The sequence below is a fragment of the Brucella rhizosphaerae genome (assembly GCF_002252475.1).
Lineage (GTDB): Bacteria > Pseudomonadota > Alphaproteobacteria > Rhizobiales > Rhizobiaceae > Brucella > Brucella rhizosphaerae.
This window is the reverse complement of record NZ_NNRK01000025.1, coordinates 106432-129711: the sequence shown is the minus strand read 5'-3', so window position 1 is coordinate 129711 and position 23280 is coordinate 106432. Positions and strand designations below refer to the sequence as shown.

The window sequence follows — 23280 nt, the reverse complement described above, 5'->3', positions numbered from 1 at the left end:
AAAATGCTCCAGGAATAAAGGCGGCATTTCTGCCGCCTTTATTCTCATTCAGTTGAGGACGATAATTGCTGCGTTCAAAGCAGTCGCAAGCGATAGCCATACAAGATAAGGCACGAACAACAGCGCCGATATGCGGTCCGGCTGCCATGCCCGAATGATAAACAACAGCACACAGGCCCAAACGCCAATGATAACGACCAGTCCGAGCACTGTCAGATGCGCTCCGAAGAAGATCGGTGACCAGAGAAAATTCAGCACCATCTGACCAAACCAAGGGCCACGGCGCTGCCAGCCCGTATCGCTTATCCATGTACGCCAACCGGCGATGGCGATGAAGATATACAATATTGTCCAGATCGGACCGAAGGCTGCATTGGGCGGCGTAAACCATGGCTTCTGTAAAGATGCATACCATTCGCCCGGCGGAAAACCGATGCCGATTGCCATTCCTATGACAACAATGACAAAGGCAAAGACGGCTAGAAGACCCAATTTCTGCATATGCTTATTCCAATCTATCCGCTGATCCGCGACGTGACCCAATAGCCAATATAGGCAGACACGGCGGAGAGGACAGTGCCCCAGATCAAGTCGGCAATCGTCAGAGTCCACGACCAGTTCTTTAATGTCGCCTGATTGGTCAAATCATAAGTCGCATAGGCAACGAACCCTAAAAGCGCACCATGAACGAGTGTGACTGTGGCGCTACCAGCCAGAAGGCCGGGGCGTACTGCAAAAAACACCAGTCCGAAAACGAAAATCACATAAAAAACAATAGCCGGTGCCAGTCGAAAACTGGGCGCCAGCATGTCGCCCATAACGGGGCGATAAAACACATTTGCCATGTTGGAAAGCCAGACTGAATCAATTGCCAGAAAGGCGATTGCTGTAACCAGATAGGCCGTGAGATAGGTTTTCATCAATATCATCGCCCTCTCAGTTGATGCGGGACCAACCCACATTTCGGCACAAAAGACCTGCCAGAACGCAGCCATTGGTTGTCATTTTATCACCATCCACTTTGACACTGATCTTGTAAGTCAGATTGCGCTGCGGATCGAAGGCAGTGCCGGAATATTGGCCATCCGCAGTTTGATTGATGCTCATGACCAATCGGTCGCCGGTCTTCTCCTTCGCCGTACCGGGCTTTATCCACGTATTGGTGGCGCAGATATCCTTGCCGCATTCCGCTATGCTAACCCGTGCCTTACCATCGCCACGCGCCCAGTTGCCGCCAATATCGGCAGCCTGCGCCGAGAAGGGAAGTAACAGCAGCAGCATGGTAATCGTCAGTATCCATTTCATCGACGCCTCCTGCATCAGTGGACCCGATATTTATTGATGTTCGATCGTATAAAGGCCGACATTGATCGCACCTTCTTCAAACCCGCCTTCGCAATAACAAAGGTAATATTCCCACAGCCGCCGGAACCGATGATCAAAGCCCAGCTTTTCGATTTCCGACCAGTTGGACACAAAACGATAGCGCCATTCTGCGAGGGTCTGAGCATAGGAATGACCGAAGTGTTCCACTTCTTTCAGCACCAGACCCGCTTTGTCGAGATGTCGTTCAAGCACCTTGTCTGAAGGCAGAAAACCACCCGGAAAAATGAACTTCTGAATGAAATCGGCCTTACGGCGGTAATCATCAAAGCGGGCATCCTCAATCGAGATGATCTGCAATACCGCTCGTCCATCCGCCTTGAGACAACGCTTCAGCGTCGCGAAATAGTCGGGCCAATAGGCTTCACCGACTGCTTCAAACATTTCGATGGAAACGATACGGTCGAACTGGCCTTCAACATCGCGATAGTCCTGCAATCGCAGATCGACCGCCTCGCTTTGACCAACCTCAGCCACCCCTGCATTCGCCCATGCAAGCTGTGACGGTGACAGAGTAATGCCGGTTACATAAGCATCACCATGCTCTGCCAAATAACCCGCCAGCGCGCCCCAACCACAGCCAATTTCCAGAATTTTTTCGCCGCCTTCAAGCGCGAGCTTTTCCCTAATGCACTGCAACTTATTTTCCTGCGCAGTTTCAAGTGTATGCGTTTTCTCATTCCAGATGGCCGACGAATAAAGCATCGAAGGATCCAGCCAGTGACTGTAAAAATCATTACCGAGATCGTAGTGTGCTTCGATGTTTTTACGGCTGCCACGCTTTGTATTGGCATTGAGTAAATGCCCTAACCGATGCACCAGACGCATCCATCGCGACCCGCGCAACGTGGAAAGCAGTGTGTCGCGATTACGGGCAGCAAAACGAATGACAGACGTCAGATCAGATGTTTCCCAGTCCCCATCAATATAAGCCTGAGCAAACCCGATATCGCCGCCGGTCAACAGCCGACGCAAAGAACGCCAGCTTTTGATTGCAATGTTTGCCTCAGGGCCAGGCACCGTTCCCTGTGCTGAAACCGACTTCCCTGAAGGCAGCACGATGTTCAGCCGGCCGTGCCGGACCTGATTGAGCAGTCGTCGCAATATACGGGTTGATGGGCTCAATCCCGCATGGACAGATGAGGCCGAAGCCGGAAAATGAGAGAAACCGTCAAGCTGGCTCATGCTGCCTTATTCCTCTGCGCTGCACTCTCGTTGCGGATATGCGTGATAGGCTTTTGTGGTGGTTGCGGGCGCTTGCGAAGCCGTATGCCCTTCAACCATATTTTCAGCGCTTCCCAATGAATGCCTCCGACAACACGCAATGTCAGAAACGGGATGGTGAAAAAGGCGCGCAAAAGCGCCGCGTCACTCAATTCTACCCGCTTGGCAATATGGCGCGCAGTGAGCAGCAGACCCTCATCATCGAAGCTGTTAATCCTGATCGTGAGCTTGTCTGCTGGTGGCTGCACTTCAAACTCGTAACGCAGCTTCATGTCCATGAAGGGAGAGACGTAAAACGCCTTGTCGCAAGTCTGAACGATGCGGCCGCTCTGCTCTCCCTCAACGGGGATCATATAGCCGTGGCGCTGCCTGAACGTATTATCGACTTCCCATAAAATAGCGGTGAGATCACCATCACGATCATAACAAAAGAAGACGCTGAGAGGATTGAACGCCCAACCAAGAATGCGTGGCATGGTGAGTAACCGAATAGCGCCGCCATCCGGCTCGATGCCTGCACCGCGCATGGCATCTTCCACCTGGACCCGCAACGGCGTTGCTGAACCGTTACCTCTGTCTTTCTCGCGAAAAGAAAAGAGGTTGAAGCGATTGACCGAAAACAGCCTCAACCTGCGGTGAAGAACTTCCAGTTCATCCAGATCAAGCAAGAGCGAATAAATCTTGTAGCCAAGCTTGTGAACTTTTGGCCGCAAGCGTGTATGCGTGACATATCCGGGAAAAAGAGCCGATTGGAAGGAGTTTCTCATGCCAATGCCCTTTCCCTGATGGGTACAGTATGGCGAACAATGCGAGCGCTTTCCTGCTCTACCTGCCATGGTCGCCGCAATCCGCCCAAATCTTCAGCAACGGCGAGACCTGCCTGAAGGCCGTCTTCATGAAAGCCGGATCCAAAATGCGCGCCGCAGAACCATGTCCGACGCTGCCCCTGCAAAGACCAGATTTCCTTCTGCGCCCGGTCTGTTGCCATATCGAAAATTGGGTGTTCGTAAATCTCGCGGCGAACGACCAGATCTTCACGCAGCGCACGACATGGGTTGAGCGTAACGAATGTCTCAGGAGCCGCCCCCAATGATTGCAAGCGGTTCATCCAGTAGGTAATGGAGGGCTGTGATGGTCCCGTTGCTGAATTGGTCAAATAATTCCAGCTCGACCATGCTGCGCGGCGCTTAGGCATCAATGAAGCATCGTGGTGAAGCACTGCTTCATTGCGCGAATATTGGAAAGCACCAAGAATGCGGCTTTCCTCGACGCTCGGATCGGCAAGCATACGCAGAGCCTGATCGGCATGGGTTGCGATAACGACATCGTCGAACGCATAAGCAACGCCTTCTGCGTCGATCAACTCGACGAAATTTTCAGCACGTCGCACTGATCTGACTGGCGTCGAAAGCCTGATCTTATCCGCATAAGGCTTCGTGATCCGCTTCACATATTCGCGGCTACCGCCTGCCACCGTTCGCCAGACCGGGCGACCGCGCAGATCAAGCAGGCCATGATTGCAGCAGAAGCGAACGAAACTTGCAGCCGGATAGCGCCCGACTTCCATGGCAGGCGTTGACCAGATCGCAGCCGCCATCGGATAAAGATGATCTTCACGAAACGCTCTGCCATAACCATTACGCTCCAGATAATCATCAAGCGAAATGCTGCCCATCATCGCTAAATCCTTGGGCGCATTGCGATAAAACCGTAGGAGATCGCGGATCATCGACCAGAAGCGTGGGCTGACAAGATTGGAGCGCTGCGCAAAAAGGCCAAAGCCAGTACCGCCGGAATATTCATAAGCTCCGTTCCCAACTGAAACAGCAAACGACATGTTCGATGCCACAGTGGGGACTTCGAGGGTCCGAAACAGCGCAGTCAGATTGGGATAAGTCACTTCATTATAGACAATGAAGCCCGTATCGACGGCGACAGGTCCGTTGCCGCTGGAAAATTCGACCGTATTGCTATGCCCGCCGATGCGGCTGGCAGCTTCGAACACAGTGACGTCATGGCTTTGCGAGAGGAGCCACGCAGCAGACAGTCCGGAAATCCCACTGCCTATAACAGCGACTTTGAGACGTTCAGAGCTGCCCGGACGGTTCGTGATATCCATAAGTCCCTCTCCCTGCAGCGTCTTTGCTGCATTTTCATCGTCTTACGTTTTGAGAAGGGAATTGGTTCAATCGCGGCTTGAATTTTTTTCATTTTTTTCAGCGGACTAAGGAAACCAAACCGCACGACTAAACGTATTGCATTTAGCAAACGCACTCACGACCAAAGGTCCGCTATGCAACTCGGTCTGCTTTTGATTGTCGCTATAAGCCTTTCTGCCATCATGGTTTTTGCATGGGCGCTTGAGCGCAAGACCGGCAAAAGCGGCTGGATCGATGCGATTTGGTCGTTCTCAGTGGGTGTAGGGTCTGTCATCGCCGTGCTTCTGGCAGAGGCGTCATGGCAACGCCGTTCAGCGATACTGCTCCTTATTCTTATGTGGTCACTGCGCCTTGGCTTGCACATCACCCAGCGAAGCATGGGCCATGGTGAAGACCCGCGTTATGCTAAGCTCATGAATGAATGGGGCAAGGATGCTTCAAAGCGTCTGTTCTGTTTCCTGCAAATACAAGCCTTGGCCGCATTTTTTCTGGTTCTCGCTGTCTATCTGGCGGCAGTAAGCAGTCCTGATTTTCCGCATTTTTGGGACATTATCGCGGTTGTAATCATCGCTATAGCACTTGCGGGTGAAGCACTGTCTGACGCGCAGCTCGCGCAGTTTCGCAAAACGCCAGAAGCCAAAACTGAAGTTTGTGAAACCGGCCTCTGGGCCTATTCACGGCATCCAAACTATTTCTTTGAATGGCTGTTCTGGTGTGCGTGGCCGTTGATGGCAATCACAGCCTCGCCATGGAGCTGGCTGTCGCTTCTCGCACCTATCCAGATGTATTGGCTGCTGGTGCATGTCTCCGGCATACCGCCACTCGAAGAACACATGCTGAAATCGCGCGGTGAAAAATTCCGCGCGCTCCAACACCGCGTGAATGCGTTTTTCCCCGGACCCCGAAAAAGCCCCACAAGATCAGGAGCCTGAACATGAACATGCTGGCATATGCAATCAATGCAGCGGAACGCGTTCCTTTGAGTGATACGATCACTTTAGCGGGTATTGATTATCTTTGTGGCCGCACCAAGCGGCGGCTGGCGGAAACGCCGGAAGACATCGAACAGGACTTTCTTCAAACCATGAAGAATTTTCCTGTTGCCACCCATACCGATGATGCAAATCGCCAACATTATGAACTGCCCCCGCGTTTCTTTGAACTGGCGCTGGGACCGCAGCGCAAATATTCCTGTTGTCTATATCCCGATAAAACCACCACTCTTGAGCAGGCCGAAACCTATGCGCTCAGTGAAACTGTGCGCCATGCCGATATCCGGGACGGCATGAATATTCTGGAACTTGGCTGCGGCTGGGGTTCACTCTCGCTTTATCTTGCCGAGAACTTCCCCAATTCCCACGTTGTTTCAGTTTCCAATTCCGCCCCACAACGCGCCTATATCGAAGCACAGGCAACGACGCGTGGTCTTAAAAATCTGACTGTCATCACAGCAGATATGAACGATTTTTCCATCGACCAGCGCTTTGATCGTGTGGTGTCGGTGGAGATGTTTGAGCATATGTCCAACTGGCAATCACTCTTTGAACGGGTGCGCGGATGGCTCGCACCGGACGGCAAATTGTTTATCCACGTTTTCACCCACCGCGACCGCTCTTATCGCTTCAATCATGAAAATCCGGCCGACTGGATAGCCCATCATTTCTTCACCGGTGGCATCATGCCAGCTTTCGACCTTCCGCATCGCTTTGACGACCTTTTCACTGTCGAGCAGGATTGGCGGTGGTCCGGCAGGCATTATCAGCAAACAGCTTTGGATTGGCTCAACAATTTCGACAAATCGATTGATCAGATCAGGCCAATTCTGCAACAGGTTTATGCGCAGGATGCTGGTCTGTGGGAACGGCGCTGGCGGCTATTCTTTCTCGCAACAGCCGGGCTCTTCGGCCATGAAAATGGCGATGTCTGGGGTGTTGGGCACTATCTGTTGAAGCCCGTCAAATAAGGATTATTCAATGACTGCGAATGCGCTTGTCTGGTTGCGCAATGATCTGCGCCTTGCGGACAACCCTGCTCTTCATGCCGCCATTAAGCTGGGTGGCAAGATCACAGCGCTTTATGTTCATGAAACCAATCCGCTATTACGCGTCCCCGGCGGTGCCGTGCTCTGGTGGCTGGAGCAAAGCCTCAACTCGCTTGAAAAAGGCCTCAACGAACGCAATGTTGAACTGCTTGTGGCGCGAGGCGAGGCGCTCGATATCATCGAAAAGCTGATCGAGGAAAACGGCTTTGATGCCGTGTTCTGGAACCGGCGCTATGCTCCACAGGAGCGGGATATTGATGCGATTGTCAAATCCACATTGAAAGACAAAGGACTGAATGTTGAATCCTTTGCTGGCAATCTTCTCTCCGAGCCATGGGAAATCAAGACCGGCGGTGGTGGTCCTTATCAGGTCTTCACGCCCTATGCGAGGACGCTGCGCCAGCAAGGCGTGAACCGTCCGCTTTCCGCATCTGACTGGAAGTCCGATCGGGCAACCATCAAGCACAAGCCAGAGCGGGAAGTTTATAAGCAACCGTTCTGGTCAAAAAAGATGAATGGTTTGTGGGAAATAGGCGAAGCGGCTGCCATTGATCAGTTATATCATTTCTTCGATGAGACTATTCGCAACTATGCAGGTGATCGTGACCGGCCTGATGTCGAAGGAACGTCGAAACTCTCACCCCATCTTCGCTTTGGTGAGATTAGTCCAAGGCAGGCGTGGTACGCCACACTATCCTTGATGGATGAGCATCCTGATACGCAAACGGGCGGCGAGAAGTTTCTTTCCGAACTGATCTGGCGCGACTTCCATTATCACCAGCTCTATTATCGTCCTGACATTGCCGAAAACGATATGCGCGATACACTTGCCGATGTTCAGTGGCAAAGTAACCCGCAAGCACTGGAGGCGTGGAAGAAGGGCAATACCGGCATTCCGATGATCGATGCCGGTATGCGTCAGCTTTGGGCGACGGGCTGGATGCATAACCGCGTGCGAATGCTGGTGGCATCAGTGTTGAGCAAAAACATGCAAATCGACTGGCGTGACGGCGAAAAATGGTTCTGGGATACGCTGGTTGATGCCGATATCGCCAGCAATCCGGGAAGCTGGCAATGGGTTGCTGGATGCGGCATGGATGCGGCCCCCTATTTCCGCGTGTTCAATCCCGTTCTACAGGGTGATAAGTTCGACACCGGTGGTGCCTATGTGCGCGAATGGGTGCCGGAAATCGCATCCCTGCCAGATCGCTGGATCCACAAGCCGTTTGCGGCGCCGGAAAACGTTTTGCGAGAAGCGGGGATCGTTCTTGGCAAAACTTACCCGCTTCCCGCCTTCAAAGCGCCGAAGGCAGGGAAATAATCCCGATCAGAACTTCTGCATTAACCGACGCGCAGCGAGCTCGCTGCGCTTAAGATCTTTGTAGATATCGCGCTTGGCAGCGTGAAACTCACTGATCAGGCCTTTCTGCGGCTGGATCGTTTCAGCAATGGCGCTCATGCTGGCAGCAACCTGAGACAAATCGCTTTTCTCAAAAGCGCTCGCACCTGCAATGCCAGAGCCAAGAAGAACCGGTTCTGCGGAAGTCGGCAGGGCCACTTCCAGTCCCGTTGCATCGGCCAATATCCGGCGCATGAGCGGGCTTCGTGCAGCACCTCCACTGACGATTATCGTGCGGATGGGAATATCCTTGGCAGTCAGTGCGTCTAGAATGTCTGCTGTGCCGTAAGCAAGTCCGCAAAGGCCCGCGACGAACAGATGAACCAGATTCTCGCGGGATGCATCAAGCTTGATACCCGTGATCGTGCCAGTGGCTTCGGGATCGGCATCTGGCGCACGATTGCCCAAAAACTCCGGCACGACATGAAGCCCCTTTGCCAGAAGCGCCACTTTTGAAAGCTCGCCCGCAGCATCGATAGCAAGTTGTTCAAGATAATCGAGTAACGACAGGCCTTTGGCTGTCGCTTCCTTCTCGGCCTCCGCCTTGTAAGGGTGCATACCAACCAGATAATCAGTCGCTGCACCAAATGCCGACTGCCCGCCTTCATTGAGCCAGAGGCCAGGCATCATTGCACCCCAATAAGGGCCCCATACACCATCCACAAAGGCAGGCTTCTCGGTAACACTCATCGTGCAGGCAGAAGTGCCGATAATCAGTGCCAGTCGCGAGCGCATATCGACAGCGCTGTCGCCATCCGCGCTGCCTGCAATCGTGCCTACGCCACCTGCATGGGCATCGATAAGAGACGCGCCCACAGCCGTACCGGCAAGAAGCCCAAGTTCCTTTGCAGCCTGCTCAGTCAAGCCTTGCCCCAGAGGGGTAGCAATATCGACGATGTCAGTGCCTATGCGGGCAAAGCCTTCATCGGCCAGCATACCAAGACCGATGGCGCGGAAATAATCTTCATCCCAGCGCTTTTCATGGCCAAGATAGGTCCATTTGCAGACCACCGTGCACAGTGAGCGCGAATGGCTACCAGTTGCGCGATAGGTGAGATAATCAGGCAAATCAAAGAAAAGGCTGGCGGCATTGAAAGTCTCGGGGTTGTTTTCCTTCAACCAGAGCAGCTTCGGCGTTTCCATTTCTGGCGAAATGCGACCACCTACATATCTCAAAACGGGATGGGCTGTGGCGTTGATGCGTTCAGCTTGCTCGCGGGCACGGTGATCCATCCAGACGATGATATTTCGTTCCGCTTCTCCTGCAGGGCTCGCGGACAATGGGTTGCCGCTTTTGTCGAGAATAACCAGCGAACAGGTGCCGTCAAAGCCAATGCCTTTGACGGATTCCGGGGCAACTTTCGCCTGCTTCAGTGCTTCCGCAACAGAATTGCAAACAGCCTGCCAGATATCTTCCGAGGATTGCTCGACGATATCCGAGCCCTGCTTCCACATGCGGATATTTTGCTTCGCACTCGCAAGCAGTTCTCCATCGCGTGTAAACAGCCCTGCCCGTGCGCTACCCGTGCCGACATCAACACCCAGAAATACGTCCACCTTACGCCTCCCATGCAAGCATGGCGCGCCAAAATCAGCGCACCATGCAACGTCTTGGCTACAACATCAGCCAGAAAATCGGAACCGGTTTTTTGCTGGCCTATTGTAGCGAAGAACCGTTTGCGCGTGTCCCGCAGAGATGAACCTCAATGCCCAGCTGATGCGCAAGACTGGCCTTGGCCAGCATTGCGTTATCAGCGGCAGACACATCACGCGCATAGACCACCTGGATATGGTTGGCCTTGTGGCGCGCCATCATCTGGTCGCGGGTTACGCCATAAAGCACACCATGCATCATCGGCCATTCGCGATTGGTGAGATCCCAGCGCCTTTCGGTCTCTTCCGAAGAGAGCGACACCGCTTTTCCCCGACCGATATCCATTTTGAGACGCCCGTCTTCAACATAGATACGCGACCATATGAGTTCACCCGGCTTAGCAATGCCGCGCAGAGTTCCACCACCTTTGGCAAAGAACATCGGAGGCTGGCGCACAGAATCCGAGCCGTGATAACCGCCCTCATGATGGGCCGGTGGTGCAGCACCTGAAATCTCGAACACCCAGACATATTCGTCCGTTGTGCCACCGCGATCCTCATCACCCCAACGCAGATCATGGAGCGTCGTCTCGACAGGTTCCCCAAGCACGCGGTGCAGACGATTGATCATCAGCGCATCAAGGCCTGCACATTCATCCACCTCATTGAAGTGAACCACGGCCTTACCGTCACGGATGATCTCCCCTTCCGCATTGCACACGGGCGGACGATCTTCATTGTTGAGCAACCCTTCGACCAAATCGGATGCTGGGAGCAAATCTCTCAAACCCTGCTGATACTGAATACCGATTGTCTCGCACCCAAACTGATCTGCCATGCGCACAGCGGCAATATAAGTCTGACATTGACCGAGCACCTGCGCTTCCGTCAGTTCCTGCGCATCGTCTGTGCCAAGATGAAAGGTCATCCCGGCATCGAGCAACCATTGATAAGCCTGCCAGGCATCTTCCTGCGAAACATTGATTGCCGCATGATAAAGCGCTGACTGCGAAAGGCGCTCTTTGAAAACGCCCAATGGGAACAACAGTTCATCGGGGATGATCGCATTATACATGCCCATACAGCCCTCATCGAAAATGCCCATAATGGATCGGTTTTCAATGAGGTCTTTGGCAATATGCGAAGCTTGTTCGACGAGATGCGGCGGCACATTCGTGTTGTTAAACGGCTTCACATGGGACGTATCGTGAGAGACAATCTCACCGGTTTTCAGCCACTCATCAAGCTTGTCGAGAAACCACTGATCCGTGAAATCTTCGCTCCAGAGTGATGCATATTCGACGCCTGCTTTGGTCAGCGAGCCGTTGAGATTGAGTAGCCCAACCAAGCCGGGATAGGTTCCCGACCAGTTGGCCACAGTCAGGATTGGTCCGCGATGAGCAATCAATCCGGCAAGAATACTCTGCGAATATTGCCAGACTGCTTCCGCGACAATCAGCGGTGCATCGCGGTCAATCTTGGAGAAAACCTCAATGCCCTGCCTTTGTGTTGCGATGAAACCGTGGCCGGTTTTTGGATCAACGTCATGTCCGCGCGATGCTTTCCGGCCCAGCTTTTCGATGGCTGCAATCAGGCGGCTTTCCATATTGGCCTGTTCCGGCCAGCATTGAATATTCGCGCTTTCACGCAAGTCGCCGTTAGCGACAAGAATGATATCCTGCATGTGGTTTCCTCCTCTGGAACCGATGCTCTGTCCTCAACAAGCAGTTCAACTGCCGATCAGACCGGACCGGTTGATCCCAAAGGCCAGACGCTCTGCAGCTTCTCACCCGACAAAATGCGTTCACGGCATTGGATTTCACCATCGCCATTGGCATCTGCATCATCCGCTATAACGGCAACCAGTTCTTCCGGGATAACCACAACGCCGGAGATATCAGCGAAGATCACATCGCCCGGACGCACGCGGACGCCATTGATGTTCAGCTCAACCTGCGACTTGGTAGGCTCCATCCGTCCTGATACACCGACCGGGCTCACACCGCGCGCGAACAGCGGGTAATCGAGTTTCTTCACTTCGGCGATGTCGCGCACAGTACCATGGACGATGGTTGCTGCAGCGCCTGCAGTCTTTGCGCCTGTCGACATCAGTTCGCCCGTACCCGAACCTTCGGCACAAGAGGCATCCACCAGCAGAATGCCACCTTCAACAACGGTATCGATCGTGCCGTGATAAACATCCTGTGGCTGACCAGTCCGTGTGCTCTTTTCATAAAGAACGGTATGGACGGGACCGCAGATAACCTGACCCGGCTTCAACACGCTTTGCAGACTGATGCCCTGCAGAAAGCCATAGAAGCCGTGCTTGTCCATGACGTCCTGAATGTCGCCGGAGTACCAGCGCGAAAGACGCTTGATGGCATCCCGGTTGACGCGCGAATAATCATAGCTGCTCATTGTTTTGTTCTTCCGTTTTAGCCCGTTTCGGGCCTGTTTCTGGATTGTCTGATCGCCTGTTCGAGATAAGCCGTACTGTTGGTGATGTGTTCGCGCATTGCTTCGCGCGCGTCACCGGCTTTACCTGCTGCGATCAGCCCGTAAATATTTTCATGTTCTGCAAGCCCCGCACTCAACTTCTTGCGCGGGACCCGGCTTGAAACCTTGATCACTTCTGAAATCAGCGAGTGCAGGTTTGCATGTAAGGAAGAGAGAATTTCATTGCCCAAAGACTGAACCAGCGCCCTATGAAAGGCCGCATCGCCTTCGGCGAAGCGGGAAAAGTCATTATCCCCGGCAGACTGACGCATGACATCGAGCGCTGCAGTTACACCATCGCGCAACTGCCCCTCGCCCGAAGCAAGACGCCCAGCCACATCTACTTCGATCAGACGACGTACATCCATCGCCTGAACGAGATAGGATGCATCACGCGCAAAGAGTGATCCGACAGACGAAACGAGAGAATCCATGAATTCACCCACATCATCCCGCACCACCTCGGCTCGCTCGCCATGCTTGCGGCGCACAAGACCTTTGGTCTCAAGAACCTGCATCGCTTCGCGAACGGATCGTGTGCTGACACCGAATGTCCTGCCAATTTCCGCTTCAGATGGAAGGCGCTCTCCGACTTGAAGTTCCCCTGACAGAATGCGTGCCTCGATCGTTGCAACAATATGCATATGCAGCTTGCCGCGATCGACGTGTGGGGAGACCGAACCTATCACCATTTTACAGCTCCGAAGCCCGAAAGAAGGTACTTCTTTTTAGATTAGAGTTATGACATATGTCATATGTAAAATCGCATTATATGTCAAGTTTTCGACATATTCGCACGCAAATCCGGCTCCCATTCAGTCAGGGAAAACCTCAACAATTACCAAGCGGTAAAGCCGCCATCAACCACAACATTCGACCCTGTCATGTAAGACGACGCGTCCGATGCCAGGAACCGGATGATTCCGTTATACTCATTGATTTCAGCCTGACGACGCATTGGCACACGATCAAGGAATGCATCAATGAATTCCTTATCGAAGCTTGCCGTCTTCACGCCACCGAACGAGATCAGGTTCACACGAACGTTCTTTTCACCCCAATAGGTGCCAAGATAGCGCGTGAGATTGATGAGGCCGGACTTGGAAGCCGCATAGGAAATCGCCTTGATAAAGGGAACGCCGTCGCGCTTTTCACGATAGGCGTATAGTGCCTGATTGGGTGAAACCAGACCATAGATCGAACCTACATTGATGATCGAACCCCGACCTTCAGATGCCATGTGACTGCCGATAACCTGGCTGGTCAGCATAACGCCTGTAAGATTGGTATCGATGATGTCATCCCAGAATTTCTGCGGATAGACCTCAAACGGTGCATTCTGCTCTGCTGAACCATCCGGCTTTGAATCGATGCCCGCATTGTTGACGAGCACATGCGGTACACCCCAATCGGCGATCAGCTGTTTGGCCGCAGCTTCCAGTGCAGCTTTATCGGTGACGCTTGCTTCATAGACACGGATGCGGTCTTCAAGTCCGGGGAACTTTTCCGCAATCTGCTCACGCGTGAACGGGCGGCGGCTGAAGATTGCCACTTTGGCACCAGCTTCGGCCAGCGACTTGGAAAACTGCGTTCCCAGCTGCCCAAGACCTCCCGTTACGACCGCTACACGGTCTTTCACGCTAAAAATATCAGTCATTGTCGTGTTCTCCTCGCAGATTTTATGCCTTGGCCGATGTGTCGATGGCTTCGCGTGCGCGACGGTTTCCTTCATTGAGGAACATCACGTCATTGCCCATGATGATCATGTCCACGCCCTTTTTCTTGAGCGCAGTCACGCTTTCAGCAACCGGCGGAATGCATGGCGCCATCACCTTGATGTCGCGCGCATGGCACTTCTCGATCAGCTCGCTCAGCTTCTCATCGACTTCCGGATGGGACATTGAATAGTCGATGGAAATGCGGCGCGAGATTGAGTAATCAGCCGGGCCGAAATTGATGACATCGATGCCTTCGACGTCGAGAATTTCATCGATATTGTCGAAGAATTCAAAGCTTTCAGCCATTGGGATTACGAGCTTATTAGCGTTCTCGCGCTCCATGTAGGACGACCATTGAAAGCCCGGTCCGGCAAAGCCTGCGGCACGGCAGGACGCATCACCACCACGACGACCATAAGGCGGGAATTTTGCGGCGCGCACGATAGCGCGGGCCTGCTCAGCCGTATTAACCTGTGGCACGATAACGCCGGTTGCGCCGATTTCAAGCGACTTGCGGATATCCCATTCATTGGTGCCGCGAACACGGACCAACGGCGCGATGCCCGACAGAAGTGCTGCCATCACCAGCTTTTCCATGTGCGTATCGACATTGACCGGCGTATGTTCGGCATCAATGAATGCGAAATCCAGACCCCAGTTGCCAGCAACTTCGATTGCTGTCGTCGAACCGGTGTAGAATGTCGTGCCGAATGTCGCTTCGCCGTTGCGCAGCTTTTCGGCCAGTTTCAGATTTTCAACTACAGGCACTGCTCTCTCCTTGAGTAATTTGTTATGTGGGGAACTAAGGGAATGTCTCCCAAAAATGAAAACCGGTTTTGGATCACTTCACGTCGGAGGCGATGAAAGCCTGCAACTCCGGCGTTTTAGGATTTGCGAATAGCTCTTCGGACAGGCCAGCCTCCCAGACTTTGCCCTCATGCATGAAGACGGTATGGGTCGCGACACGGCGTGCAAAGCCCATCTCATGCGTGACCAGAAGCATGGTCATGCCGGTTTTGGCGAGTTCGGCGATAGTCTTCAAAACCTCGCCGGTCAGCTCCGGATCGAGTGCTGACGTTACTTCATCAAACAGCATGACTTTGGGCTTCATCGCCAGCGAACGTGCAATCGCTGCGCGCTGCTGTTGCCCGCCGGATAGGGAATCCGGATAGGCATTTTTCTTTTCAAGCAAGCCGACTTTGGATAACACCTCGTTGACGAGTGAATCCTGCTCCGCCTTAGGCACGTTTTTGACGATGCGTGGCGCTAGCTTGATATTTTCAGCAACCGTCAGATGCGGAAACAGATTATAGCTCTGGAACACCATGCCCACTTCCTTGCGCAAATCACGCAAGCGTTTGTTGGTGCCATCCAGCTTGTGTCCAACCACCTCAATCGATCCGGCGTTAAATAACTCAAGCCCATTGATGCAGCGAAGCATCGTGCTCTTGCCCGAACCGGACCGACCGATCACCGCGACTGTTTCGCCGGGTTCAACCGAAAGATTCACCCCTTTGAGAACGGGAAGAGAGCCGAAAGATTTTTGCAGGTTATCAATGCGCAGCGCTGGCATTCTTCTGCTCCTTTAATTTCTCGCTCCACCACGACAACGGGTAGCAAAGGGCGAAATACATCACCGCAACCGTCAGGAAGACGTGGAAAGGCTGGAAGGTCATATTGTTGAGAAGCTGTCCGGCACGGGTGAGTTCGACAAAGCCGATCAGGGCGGTCACCGAGGTATTCTTGATCACCTGCACCATGAAGCCGACTGTTGGCCCGAGTGCGATCCGGAAAGCTTGCGGCAAGATCACATAACGCAGTGTTTGTGGCCCGCTGAGCGCGAGTGAATCCGAGGCCTCCCACTGGGCACGCGGAATGGATTCAATACAACCGCGCCAGATATCCGCCAGAAAGGCAGTCGTATAAATCGTGAGCGATATCGCGGCCGCAGCCAATGGTGGGAAGTAGAACCCAAGAAAGCTCAAACCGTAGAACGACAGAAACAACAGGATCAGAAGCGGCGTTGCCTGCACGAGCTGGATATAGCCCATGATGATCCAGCGCAGCCATTTAGGTCCCAGCGAGCGACCCAGTGCAAAGAGCAACCCGAGAAAACCACCACAGACAAAGGTTATAAGCGAAAGACCGACCGTCCACCAAAGGCCCTGGATAAGGAATTGTATGCTTGTCCATCCGAATGACTGGATCATGGCTTTTGCTCCTGTACGTCGAGCATCAATGCAGCCGTTTCATTGCTGACATCCACACGGCGGCGGAACAGCCAAAGGCCAAACAGCATGTAGATGAAGCGGAAAAAGAAGGTGATGCAGATATAGATGGCAGCCACGATCAGAAAGGTTTCAAGACTTCTGAAGGTCTGAGACTCGATGGTCCCAGCCGCCATAGTCAGTTCCTTCGCCGAAACAGCAGACACAATCGAAGTGCCCAGCAACGTCAGCGTCAGCTGCCCGGTCAGCGCCGGATAGACGATCTGCAAGGCCGGAACCAGAACCACGTAGCGCATGACCTGAAGCTGCGACAAACCAAGTGCCAGTCCGGCCTGGATCTGCGTCTTGGGAATGGCAACCAGACCAGCGCGAAAAATCTCAGCTGAATAGGCCCCAAGATTAAGCGACACGGCAAATATCGCAGCCTGATTGGCGTCGAGCTTAATCCCGGTATAGGGCAAGCCGAAATAAATCAGGAAGAGTTGCACCAAGAGCGGCGTATTGCGAAATGCTTCGACATAGACCGCGCCGATATTCCTGCCCCAACGCGGACCATTGAACCGTAGCAGAGCCACAGCAAGCCCGATTGTCAGGCCGATAGCGATAGCCTGCGAAGACAGAATTATCGTGTTGATTGCTCCGGTTACGAGCTCAGGAGCTCGGGCTAAGACCGGAGCGAAGTCCATCACATAGGCCATTGTGTTGATCTTTCAGAGTTAACAGCGGCGCTAAAAAAGATGACGAGACGCCGTAACACTTTACTGCGGATTCAGTCAGAACTGAATCGCTGGAACCGCCGTAACTGCTTGTTTTTGCGCATTATCCTATGCGAAAACCGCTTCGCACCTTTGCCGGAAATGCTTTAACTTTTATGCATATTCTTTGGTCGAACCAAACGTCGCTCAAAGAACCAGGCATGAAGAACGGGCGGCCGCATACATTTCGGCATGCGACGCCGATCAGACAGAAAAGACTTAGAAGGTCGGGAGTTTTCCACCCGGAATAGGACCGCCAATCCATTTTTGATGGAGTTCATTCAAACGGCCGGTCACTTCTTCGTAGTAGATGAAGTTATTCAGCCACTGATGCAGCTCAAATGCGTCTTTGCGCGTGGCCATAGACCAATAGAGCGTAAAGATCGGCACATCCTTCTTGATTTCAAGATTGGTAAGGCTCCGTTTTTTGATGATGTCTTCAGCAACCGTTGCAACGGCTGCAGTGGCATCCACCTGTCCCGAAATCAGAGCCTGCATTGCAAGCGCATCGTCATCGAAACGGACAACTTCAAGCCCTTCAATACCATAGCCGCTTACCGCAACATCCTGCGTGCTGCCCTTCGGCACCGAGATACGCTTGCCCGCAAGGTCCTGCAAAGATTCAACCTTGAGGTCTTTTGCAGCAATGAAGCGCATTTCATACGCGCCATAAGGGTTGGTCATCAGAAAGGTTTTGGCGCGTTCTGGGGTTGCTGTCATCTGCGCAATCAGAAAGTCTACACGGCCGGACTCAAGCGCTGCGGAGCGCGAAGCATTGTTTACCGGCACGACTTCCAGATTAACACCAAGCGCCTTTGCGGCATCACGTGCGACTTCGACGAGAAATCCGTCGGTTTTGCCGCTTGCATCAACCGTGTCGTAAGGGGGAATGCCTGTCAGCACGCCAACTGTGACAGTTCCTTTTCCTGTAATGTCAGACAAAGATTGCGCCATGACTGATGATGCACCAGCGCACAAGGCAGAAGCGAAAGTTGCAGCAAGCGCAAAACGCTTCAACAATTTCGAGATCATGATTTCCTCCAGCTTTTTCTGCCCAAGCACCGTCCCATGGTACTTCGACATTTCCTCCCGCAGTGCCTTTTATTCTGCCCTGATCCTCATCAGGCTGACACAGCATCTGTCATATGACTTATGTCATAAGTTGAGTCAAGCTTCTTTTCGACGCTTTTGCGCCGGACCAAACTGTCTCCAGCTTGTCTTTGTCGGTACTATTAATGAATGACGAATATCAAAAAACCAGCTTCCTCAATCGCGGACGCCGGGATAATTTATAATATTATCAATAATTTATTGCACCGCGCCGCACGTCGCTGAAACAAGCGATTATAAGGGTGCGACCAGCCCCCGCCATGGATTTTCAATGCAAAGAAATCTATCGGAGCGCTTCGAGTTCTGCGATACGCGCGGCACTATCCTGCTCCAAAGCCCGCGTCATTTCACGGATAATGGTTTCAGCCAGCACGAAAAGCGCAGCCGATGAGTCCCATGCAGAAGGCACGGTTATGCGCCCCGCCAACACATGACGTGCGACACGTGCGATGGGTGAAAGCCACTGATCGGTGATCAGGACAACTTCGACACCTCGACCTCTCGCTTTTTCAGCCAGCTTCAGCAGACTATCCTGATAACGACGGATATCGAAGACGACCAGAACATCCCTTTTGCCCATATCCAGCAAGCGATCTCGCCACACACTTTCCTGTCCGCCCAGATGAAACACGTGCGGGCGAATGATCGACATATGTGCCGCCATATATTGTGCAATCGGATCGGTAAAACGTCCGCCGATCAGATACACATTTCCCCTGGAATTGCTCAGTGCCGAAACCACCTGTCGCAATTGCTTCTCGCCCAGATGACGGAAGGTCTCGCGGATATTCTCCAGCGTATGTTCCACTGCCGGATATGCAGCATCCCTGCCCTTTTCAGGATGCTCGTTGCGGTGGTGCGGTGACTGAAGCTGCGCTGCAAGTTCATCCTGTAATCTGGCCTGAAAATCAGGGTAATTCTGAAAACCAATACGATTGACGAACCGCAGGATCGTGGGGGAGCTGACACCCGCATGGGCAGAAAACTCAGCGACGGTTTTAAGCCCCAGCATAGGATAATTGGCGATCAACGTCTGCGCTGCACTGCGTTCACCGGCAGGCATCGTATCAATACGCTCGTTGATCAGTTCCGCGATGCTCGTGCTTGTCATTGCGGCATTTTCCATTCTGGCAGCTCTTTTCAAATTTGGGCAAAATTGTGTTTGACAAATTATCATACGGCGTATCAAATAATCCGCAATAGCGCATAAATGTAAAAAACGTAACATAAGTTACAGCGCGGGGAACAAGCAGAATGACGGACGAGCGAGATAATCGCGCGGCTACTGGAGCTATGTCTTTTGAGCCGTATTTTGTCACGAATGAGGAGGGAGAAAGCCCCTATCTCTTCGTTTGCGAGCACGCATCTAATTTCATACCGGACAGCTTTGACGGGCTTGGGCTCGACACAGACGCACTCAACGCGCATATCGCATGGGATCCCGGCGCTGTTGAAGTCGCACGGCATTTGAGTACGGCACTGGATGCACCTCTCGTTGAGGCCGGACTTTCACGGCTGCTTATCGATTGCAACCGCCCGCTTGATGCGCGAGATCTTATTCCTGAAATCAGCGAGACCACCATCGTTCCCGGCAATCATGCGCTCGGCTCTATGGCAAGAACTGCGCGGATCGATCTCTCGCACAGGCCGTTTCACCGCCGCATCGAAGAAGTCATCAATGCCCGCGCAACACGCGGTCAGGCATCATGGGTCGTTACGATCCACTCGTTTACCCCGGTTTATCGCGGTGTTTCACGTCCATGGCAGATTGGCATTATTCACGATCAGGACGACCGGATTGCAGTACCGCTGATCGCTGCGTTGAAGCAGGACGCGACCCTCGATGTCGGAGTGAACGAGCCGTATTCACCTGCTGACCAGGTCTATTACACACTGGAGCGTCATGCGCGGCCACGCAACATGCCTTGCGCGATGATTGAGCTGCGCAACAACGAAATCGCAAGCAAAGACACACAACACGCCTGGGCAGCACGCCTTGCAACAATCTTTACGGATATTGCGAAAACGCTGGACCCTCAACTTCAACGAACCAGACCGAAGGCCTGAAGGAGCGGGAAATGCCGAAGCCGATCAGACTATTCGTCAAATATGTTGATGCGCTGAATTACTATGTCGGGCGCTTTGCCATGTATCTGTTTTTCGTACTTGGCGCCTGTCTTCTTTATTCAACCTTTTCACGCGTCGTTTTGGGTGTGCCGGTAAACTGGGTGCTGGAAATGTCCCAGTTCCTTCTTTCAGCCTATTATCTGCTCGGCGGCGCTTACGCGATGCAACAGGGCGCGCATGTACGTATGGATTTGTTCTTTGATCGCCTCAGCCCGCGCAGGAAGGCGATCACCGATATGATCACCATCCTGTTCATCATCTTCTATCTGTGCGTGATGGTGATGGGCGGCATTTCATCCACCAACTACGCCATCGTCTATAGCCAGAAGAATTATACGGCATGGGCACCGGTTCTGTGGCCGATCAAGCTCATCATGACCGTAGGCATCTTCCTTCTGCTTCTTCAATGCGTCTCGAATTTCTTCAAGGACTGGGCCTCTTGGCGAGGGAAGCCAATCGACACCATTGCGGGTCCTGCGATTGAGGAAGGCCACCACATATGAGCTCCGAATTCATCACACTCTTTATGTTCGCCACGATGATGGTGCTGCTGATGACGGGTCAGCGCGTCTTCGGTGTGATCGGGTTTGTGGGCACCATCGCCGCACTTCTGCTCTGGGGCAAAGGCTCGTTCGAGATGCCCTACAACGCCACCTTTGCGGTGTTGAACTGGTATCCACTGATAACTGTGCCGTTCTTTGTTTTCATGGGCTACATGTTGTCGGAATCCGGCATCGCCAGCAATCTCTATCGCATGTTTCACGTTTGGTTTGGCGGCATTCGGGGTGGACTGGCTTTGGGAACCATTGGCCTGATGGTCATTATTTCCTGCATGAACGGATTGAGCGTCGCAGGCATGGCCATCGGGGCAACGGTCGCGCTGCCTGAACTTCTCAAGCGCGGCTATAACAAGGTCATGGTGACAGGTGTCATTCAGGCGGGCAGTTCGCTCGGTATTCTGATTCCGCCAAGCGTAGTGCTGGTGCTTTACGCCATGATCGCACGGCAGCCGGTGTTGCAGCTCTGGCTGGCGGGTATAGGCCCCGGTCTGCTGATGGCTGCACTCTTTTCAATCTATATTTATGTACGCTGCCGCATCAGTCCGGAACTGGGTCCCACCTTGCCCAAGGAAGAGCTGGAACGCATCACATGGGGCGAGCGTATCTCCTCGCTGCAGGTTGGGCTGCTACCGCTCATCATCTTTGGCACCATGATGGGGTTGTTTCTGACAGGCGTCACAAGCCTCATCGAAAGCTCGGCTATCGGAGCACTGCTTGCAACTCTGGCTGCGTTGTTCACCAAACGCCTGACAAAAGTTGTTTTGGAAACCACCACCCGCAACACGTTGACGATTACGTGCATGTTCCTCTGGATCATTCTGGCGGCGCTTTGCTTTTCGTCAGTCTATGATGGCCTTGGGGCGGTAAAAGCAATCGAGCGGCTCCTGCTTGGCACTTTTGATTTGTCACCCTGGACAATCCTGATCCTGATGCTTTTTTCCTTCATCATATTGGGTATGTTCCTTGATGACACCGCCATGCTGGTGATTGTAGCGCCGCTCTATATTCCACTGGTGAAAAGCCTCGGCTTCAATGCCATTTGGTTTGGCATTCTCTACACCATCACCTGCCAGATCGCGTACATTACACCGCCCTTCGGGTACAATCTCTTCATGATGCGAGCGTTAGCGCCAAAAGAGGTCACGCTGATAGATATCTATAGATCAATCGTGCCGTTCTTCCTCCTCATGGTGCTGACCATCATCATTCTGATGATCTTTCCGCAAATCGCGATGTGGCTGCCTAACTGGTACATGGGGCGATAAGGGTCGATACGAGACTTCAGGAGGAAACGCATAAGCATGAACGGTCCAGAGAGCCATTAATGGCCAAGCCGTTAAAACAGCAGGGAACTTCAAACACTTAATGGGAGAATGGGCATGAGTGAGAATAACAAACTTAACAAACGCGACTTTCTCAGAAAGGCCGGACTGACAACTGTGGGGGCCATTGGCGCCACCACACTTGCAACGCCTTATGTGCGGGCTCAAAGCCCGATCAAATGGCGTCTCCAGACCTATGCCGGTCCGGCACTTGCAGAACATGTCATCAAGCCGTCTATCGATGCCTTCAACAAGGCAGCCAATGGCGAAATGGTGATTGAGCTCTATACCTCCGACCAGCTCGTCCCGCAGGGAGAGCTTTTCCGCGCGGTGCAAGCCGGCACGATCGACGCCGCACAAAGCGATGACGACTCCATGGCGTCGCCAGTCGATGTCGCCGTGTTCGGGGCGTATTTCCCGTTTGCATCACGTTATAGCCTCGACGTACCAGCACTCTTCAATTGGTACGGGCTCAACGAAATCTGGGAAGAAGCCTATAAGGAAATCCCAGGCGTCACATGGCTCAGTGCCGGCTCATGGGATCCCTGCAACTTTGTGACGACAAAGCCGATCCGCAGTGTTGCAGATCTTAAGGGCCTGCGCGTCTTCACATTCCCGACCGGCGGTCGCTTCCTGCAAAAATTCGGCGTCGTTCCGGTTACATTGCCATGGGAAGACATCGAAGTCGCCATCCAGACCGGCGAACTCGATGGCGTTGCATGGTGCGGCGCGACAGAGGCCTATACGGTCGGTTGGGCTGATATCAACAAGTACTATCTTACCAACAATATCAATGGCGCATGGGCTGGCTCCTATTTCGCGAATACCGAAAAATGGGAAGCTGTACCGGACCATCTGAAAACGCTTTTCCGACTGGCAATGGATTCATCGCATTACTATCGCCAGCATTGGTATTGGTGGGGCGAAGCCAATTATCGCACCACAGGCGGCAAGCTCGAACTCACCACCATTCCTGAATCCGAATGGAAGCAGATTGAAGACGCTGCGCAGGAGTTCTGGGACGACATTGCGACCAAGAGCGAACGCAATGCCAGGGTTGTGGCAATCCTGAAAAAATATCAGGAAACCATGCGCAATGCAGGTGCTCCATACCGCTACACATGACGAATTTGGCGCCGCGCTTCTGTGCGGCGCCCTTTCATTT

Annotated in this window: 24 protein-coding genes; 7 read left to right on the top strand and 17 right to left on the bottom strand. The window is 53.1% G+C overall.

Translation table 11 applies throughout. The annotated features are described in order from the left end of the window. Positions 1 to 48 precede the first annotated feature (48 nt). From CEV32_RS08150 to CEV32_RS08125, 6 genes are read right to left on the bottom strand one after another with little or no spacing between them, the layout of a single operon-like run. On the bottom strand, positions 49 to 501 hold the full coding sequence (locus tag CEV32_RS08150) for a TspO/MBR family protein (protein ID WP_094576085.1): 453 nt from the start codon (positions 499 to 501) through the stop codon (positions 49 to 51). A gap of 14 nt (positions 502 to 515) precedes the next feature. Beyond that, positions 516 to 920, bottom strand: a complete 405-nt coding sequence (locus CEV32_RS08145; RefSeq protein ID WP_094576473.1) for a DUF2177 family protein — start codon at positions 918 to 920, stop codon at positions 516 to 518. 16 nt (positions 921 to 936) lie between these two features. After that, a complete protein-coding gene (locus CEV32_RS08140; RefSeq protein WP_094576083.1) occupies positions 937 to 1305 on the bottom strand; it encodes a DUF2147 domain-containing protein in 369 nt (122 codons plus the stop codon). A gap of 30 nt (positions 1306 to 1335) precedes the next feature. Further along, positions 1336 to 2568 carry an SAM-dependent methyltransferase gene (locus CEV32_RS08135; protein ID WP_094576081.1) on the bottom strand — a complete coding sequence of 411 codons (1233 nt, stop codon included), beginning with the start codon at positions 2566 to 2568 and terminating at the stop codon, positions 1336 to 1338. After that, the gene (locus CEV32_RS08130) at positions 2565 to 3374 is read right to left on the bottom strand and encodes a DUF1365 domain-containing protein (protein WP_094576079.1); all 810 of its coding nucleotides are present in this window, start codon (positions 3372 to 3374) and stop codon (positions 2565 to 2567) included. Before CEV32_RS08130 ends, CEV32_RS08135 begins: the two co-directional genes overlap by 4 nt. Beyond that, positions 3371 to 4726 carry an NAD(P)/FAD-dependent oxidoreductase gene (locus CEV32_RS08125; RefSeq protein WP_094576078.1) on the bottom strand — a complete coding sequence of 452 codons (1356 nt, stop codon included), beginning with the start codon at positions 4724 to 4726 and terminating at the stop codon, positions 3371 to 3373. Before CEV32_RS08125 ends, CEV32_RS08130 begins: the two co-directional genes overlap by 4 nt. 174 nt (positions 4727 to 4900) lie before the next feature. Between CEV32_RS08125 and CEV32_RS08120 the strand changes: the two genes are divergently transcribed. From CEV32_RS08120 to CEV32_RS08110, 3 genes are read left to right on the top strand one after another with little or no spacing between them, the layout of a single operon-like run. Then, entirely contained in the window at positions 4901 to 5698 is a 798-nt protein-coding gene (locus CEV32_RS08120) for a DUF1295 domain-containing protein (RefSeq protein WP_094576076.1), read from the top strand. 2 nt (positions 5699 to 5700) lie between these two features. Beyond that, a complete protein-coding gene (locus CEV32_RS08115) occupies positions 5701 to 6729 on the top strand; it encodes an SAM-dependent methyltransferase (protein WP_094576074.1) in 1029 nt (342 codons plus the stop codon). Positions 6730 to 6739: 10 nt separating this feature from the next. After that, entirely contained in the window at positions 6740 to 8128 is a 1389-nt protein-coding gene (locus tag CEV32_RS08110) for a cryptochrome/photolyase family protein (RefSeq protein WP_094576073.1), read from the top strand. A gap of 6 nt (positions 8129 to 8134) precedes the next feature. Here the strand turns inward: CEV32_RS08110 and CEV32_RS08105 are convergent, their stop codons facing one another. The 11 genes from CEV32_RS08105 to CEV32_RS08055 all read right to left on the bottom strand — a co-directional run bounded on the left by CEV32_RS08105 (position 8135) and on the right by CEV32_RS08055 (position 19232). Then, entirely contained in the window at positions 8135 to 9763 is a 1629-nt protein-coding gene (locus CEV32_RS08105; protein ID WP_094576071.1) for an FGGY-family carbohydrate kinase, read from the bottom strand. Between the two features lie 100 nt (positions 9764 to 9863). Beyond that, positions 9864 to 11483, bottom strand: coding sequence for a fucose isomerase (locus CEV32_RS08100; protein WP_094576070.1), 1620 nt, complete (start codon positions 11481 to 11483; stop codon positions 9864 to 9866). A 56-nt stretch (positions 11484 to 11539) separates the two neighbouring features. Beyond that, positions 11540 to 12217, bottom strand: a complete 678-nt coding sequence (locus tag CEV32_RS08095) for an RraA family protein (RefSeq protein WP_094576068.1) — start codon at positions 12215 to 12217, stop codon at positions 11540 to 11542. 17 nt (positions 12218 to 12234) lie between these two features. Then, positions 12235 to 12987, bottom strand: coding sequence for a FadR/GntR family transcriptional regulator (locus tag CEV32_RS08090; RefSeq protein ID WP_094576066.1), 753 nt, complete (start codon positions 12985 to 12987; stop codon positions 12235 to 12237). Between the two features lie 146 nt (positions 12988 to 13133). Next, the gene (locus CEV32_RS08085; protein ID WP_094576065.1) at positions 13134 to 13952 is read right to left on the bottom strand and encodes an SDR family oxidoreductase; all 819 of its coding nucleotides are present in this window, start codon (positions 13950 to 13952) and stop codon (positions 13134 to 13136) included. A gap of 22 nt (positions 13953 to 13974) precedes the next feature. Then, the gene (locus CEV32_RS08080) at positions 13975 to 14781 is read right to left on the bottom strand and encodes an HpcH/HpaI aldolase family protein (protein WP_094576063.1); all 807 of its coding nucleotides are present in this window, start codon (positions 14779 to 14781) and stop codon (positions 13975 to 13977) included. Positions 14782 to 14854: 73 nt separating this feature from the next. Then, positions 14855 to 15586 carry an amino acid ABC transporter ATP-binding protein gene (locus tag CEV32_RS08075; RefSeq protein ID WP_094576061.1) on the bottom strand — a complete coding sequence of 244 codons (732 nt, stop codon included), beginning with the start codon at positions 15584 to 15586 and terminating at the stop codon, positions 14855 to 14857. Beyond that, positions 15567 to 16223 carry an amino acid ABC transporter permease gene (locus tag CEV32_RS08070; protein WP_024900186.1) on the bottom strand — a complete coding sequence of 219 codons (657 nt, stop codon included), beginning with the start codon at positions 16221 to 16223 and terminating at the stop codon, positions 15567 to 15569. Before CEV32_RS08070 ends, CEV32_RS08075 begins: the two co-directional genes overlap by 20 nt. After that, entirely contained in the window at positions 16220 to 16939 is a 720-nt protein-coding gene (locus CEV32_RS08065) for an amino acid ABC transporter permease (protein WP_094576059.1), read from the bottom strand. Before CEV32_RS08065 ends, CEV32_RS08070 begins: the two co-directional genes overlap by 4 nt. Before the next feature lie 276 nt (positions 16940 to 17215). Then, positions 17216 to 18079, bottom strand: a complete 864-nt coding sequence (locus CEV32_RS08060; RefSeq protein ID WP_094576057.1) for a transporter substrate-binding domain-containing protein — start codon at positions 18077 to 18079, stop codon at positions 17216 to 17218. Between the two features lie 310 nt (positions 18080 to 18389). Continuing rightward, a complete protein-coding gene (locus CEV32_RS08055) occupies positions 18390 to 19232 on the bottom strand; it encodes a MurR/RpiR family transcriptional regulator (protein ID WP_094576055.1) in 843 nt (280 codons plus the stop codon). A 128-nt stretch (positions 19233 to 19360) separates the two neighbouring features. Between CEV32_RS08055 and CEV32_RS08050 the strand changes: the two genes are divergently transcribed. From CEV32_RS08050 to CEV32_RS08035, 4 genes are all read left to right on the top strand, one after another. After that, positions 19361 to 20173, top strand: a complete 813-nt coding sequence (locus tag CEV32_RS08050) for an N-formylglutamate amidohydrolase (RefSeq protein ID WP_094576053.1) — start codon at positions 19361 to 19363, stop codon at positions 20171 to 20173. A gap of 11 nt (positions 20174 to 20184) precedes the next feature. Then, positions 20185 to 20736: a TRAP transporter small permease subunit gene (locus CEV32_RS08045; protein WP_094576051.1), complete on the top strand. Its 552-nt coding sequence runs from the start codon at positions 20185 to 20187 to the stop codon at positions 20734 to 20736. Beyond that, entirely contained in the window at positions 20733 to 22058 is a 1326-nt protein-coding gene (locus CEV32_RS08040) for a TRAP transporter large permease (protein WP_094576049.1), read from the top strand. Before CEV32_RS08045 ends, CEV32_RS08040 begins: the two co-directional genes overlap by 4 nt. A gap of 114 nt (positions 22059 to 22172) precedes the next feature. After that, on the top strand, positions 22173 to 23240 hold the full coding sequence (locus CEV32_RS08035; protein ID WP_094576047.1) for a TRAP transporter substrate-binding protein: 1068 nt from the start codon (positions 22173 to 22175) through the stop codon (positions 23238 to 23240). The last annotated feature ends 40 nt before the right edge of the window (positions 23241 to 23280 follow it).

What these genes read in the sequence shown, in the direction of transcription:
- CEV32_RS08075 (WP_094576061.1), bottom strand. Translation starts at nt 15,586, where the DNA reads ATGCCAGCGCTGCGCATTGATAACCTGCAAAAATCTTTCGGCTCTCTT.
- CEV32_RS08060 (WP_094576057.1), bottom strand. Translation starts at nt 18,079, where the DNA reads ATGTCGAAGTACCATGGGACGGTGCTTGGGCAGAAAAAGCTGGAGGAA.
- CEV32_RS08095 (WP_094576068.1), bottom strand. Translation starts at nt 12,217, where the DNA reads ATGAGCAGCTATGATTATTCGCGCGTCAACCGGGATGCCATCAAGCGT.
- CEV32_RS08085 (WP_094576065.1), bottom strand. Translation starts at nt 13,952, where the DNA reads ATGACTGATATTTTTAGCGTGAAAGACCGTGTAGCGGTCGTAACGGGA.
- CEV32_RS08125 (WP_094576078.1), bottom strand. Translation starts at nt 4,726, where the DNA reads ATGGATATCACGAACCGTCCGGGCAGCTCTGAACGTCTCAAAGTCGCT.
- CEV32_RS08055 (WP_094576055.1), bottom strand. Translation starts at nt 19,232, where the DNA reads ATGGAAAATGCCGCAATGACAAGCACGAGCATCGCGGAACTGATCAAC.
- CEV32_RS08115 (WP_094576074.1), top strand. Translation starts at nt 5,701, where the DNA reads ATGAACATGCTGGCATATGCAATCAATGCAGCGGAACGCGTTCCTTTG.
- CEV32_RS08145 (WP_094576473.1), bottom strand. Translation starts at nt 920, where the DNA reads ATGAAAACCTATCTCACGGCCTATCTGGTTACAGCAATCGCCTTTCTG.
- CEV32_RS08110 (WP_094576073.1), top strand. Translation starts at nt 6,740, where the DNA reads ATGACTGCGAATGCGCTTGTCTGGTTGCGCAATGATCTGCGCCTTGCG.
- CEV32_RS08140 (WP_094576083.1), bottom strand. Translation starts at nt 1,305, where the DNA reads ATGAAATGGATACTGACGATTACCATGCTGCTGCTGTTACTTCCCTTC.
- CEV32_RS08040 (WP_094576049.1), top strand. Translation starts at nt 20,733, where the DNA reads ATGAGCTCCGAATTCATCACACTCTTTATGTTCGCCACGATGATGGTG.
- CEV32_RS08100 (WP_094576070.1), bottom strand. Translation starts at nt 11,483, where the DNA reads ATGCAGGATATCATTCTTGTCGCTAACGGCGACTTGCGTGAAAGCGCG.
- CEV32_RS08120 (WP_094576076.1), top strand. Translation starts at nt 4,901, where the DNA reads ATGCAACTCGGTCTGCTTTTGATTGTCGCTATAAGCCTTTCTGCCATC.
- CEV32_RS08050 (WP_094576053.1), top strand. Translation starts at nt 19,361, where the DNA reads ATGACGGACGAGCGAGATAATCGCGCGGCTACTGGAGCTATGTCTTTT.
- CEV32_RS08065 (WP_094576059.1), bottom strand. Translation starts at nt 16,939, where the DNA reads ATGGCCTATGTGATGGACTTCGCTCCGGTCTTAGCCCGAGCTCCTGAG.
- CEV32_RS08090 (WP_094576066.1), bottom strand. Translation starts at nt 12,987, where the DNA reads ATGGTGATAGGTTCGGTCTCCCCACACGTCGATCGCGGCAAGCTGCAT.
- CEV32_RS08135 (WP_094576081.1), bottom strand. Translation starts at nt 2,568, where the DNA reads ATGAGCCAGCTTGACGGTTTCTCTCATTTTCCGGCTTCGGCCTCATCT.
- CEV32_RS08130 (WP_094576079.1), bottom strand. Translation starts at nt 3,374, where the DNA reads ATGAGAAACTCCTTCCAATCGGCTCTTTTTCCCGGATATGTCACGCAT.
- CEV32_RS08035 (WP_094576047.1), top strand. Translation starts at nt 22,173, where the DNA reads ATGAGTGAGAATAACAAACTTAACAAACGCGACTTTCTCAGAAAGGCC.
- CEV32_RS08045 (WP_094576051.1), top strand. Translation starts at nt 20,185, where the DNA reads ATGCCGAAGCCGATCAGACTATTCGTCAAATATGTTGATGCGCTGAAT.
- CEV32_RS08150 (WP_094576085.1), bottom strand. Translation starts at nt 501, where the DNA reads ATGCAGAAATTGGGTCTTCTAGCCGTCTTTGCCTTTGTCATTGTTGTC.
- CEV32_RS08070 (WP_024900186.1), bottom strand. Translation starts at nt 16,223, where the DNA reads ATGATCCAGTCATTCGGATGGACAAGCATACAATTCCTTATCCAGGGC.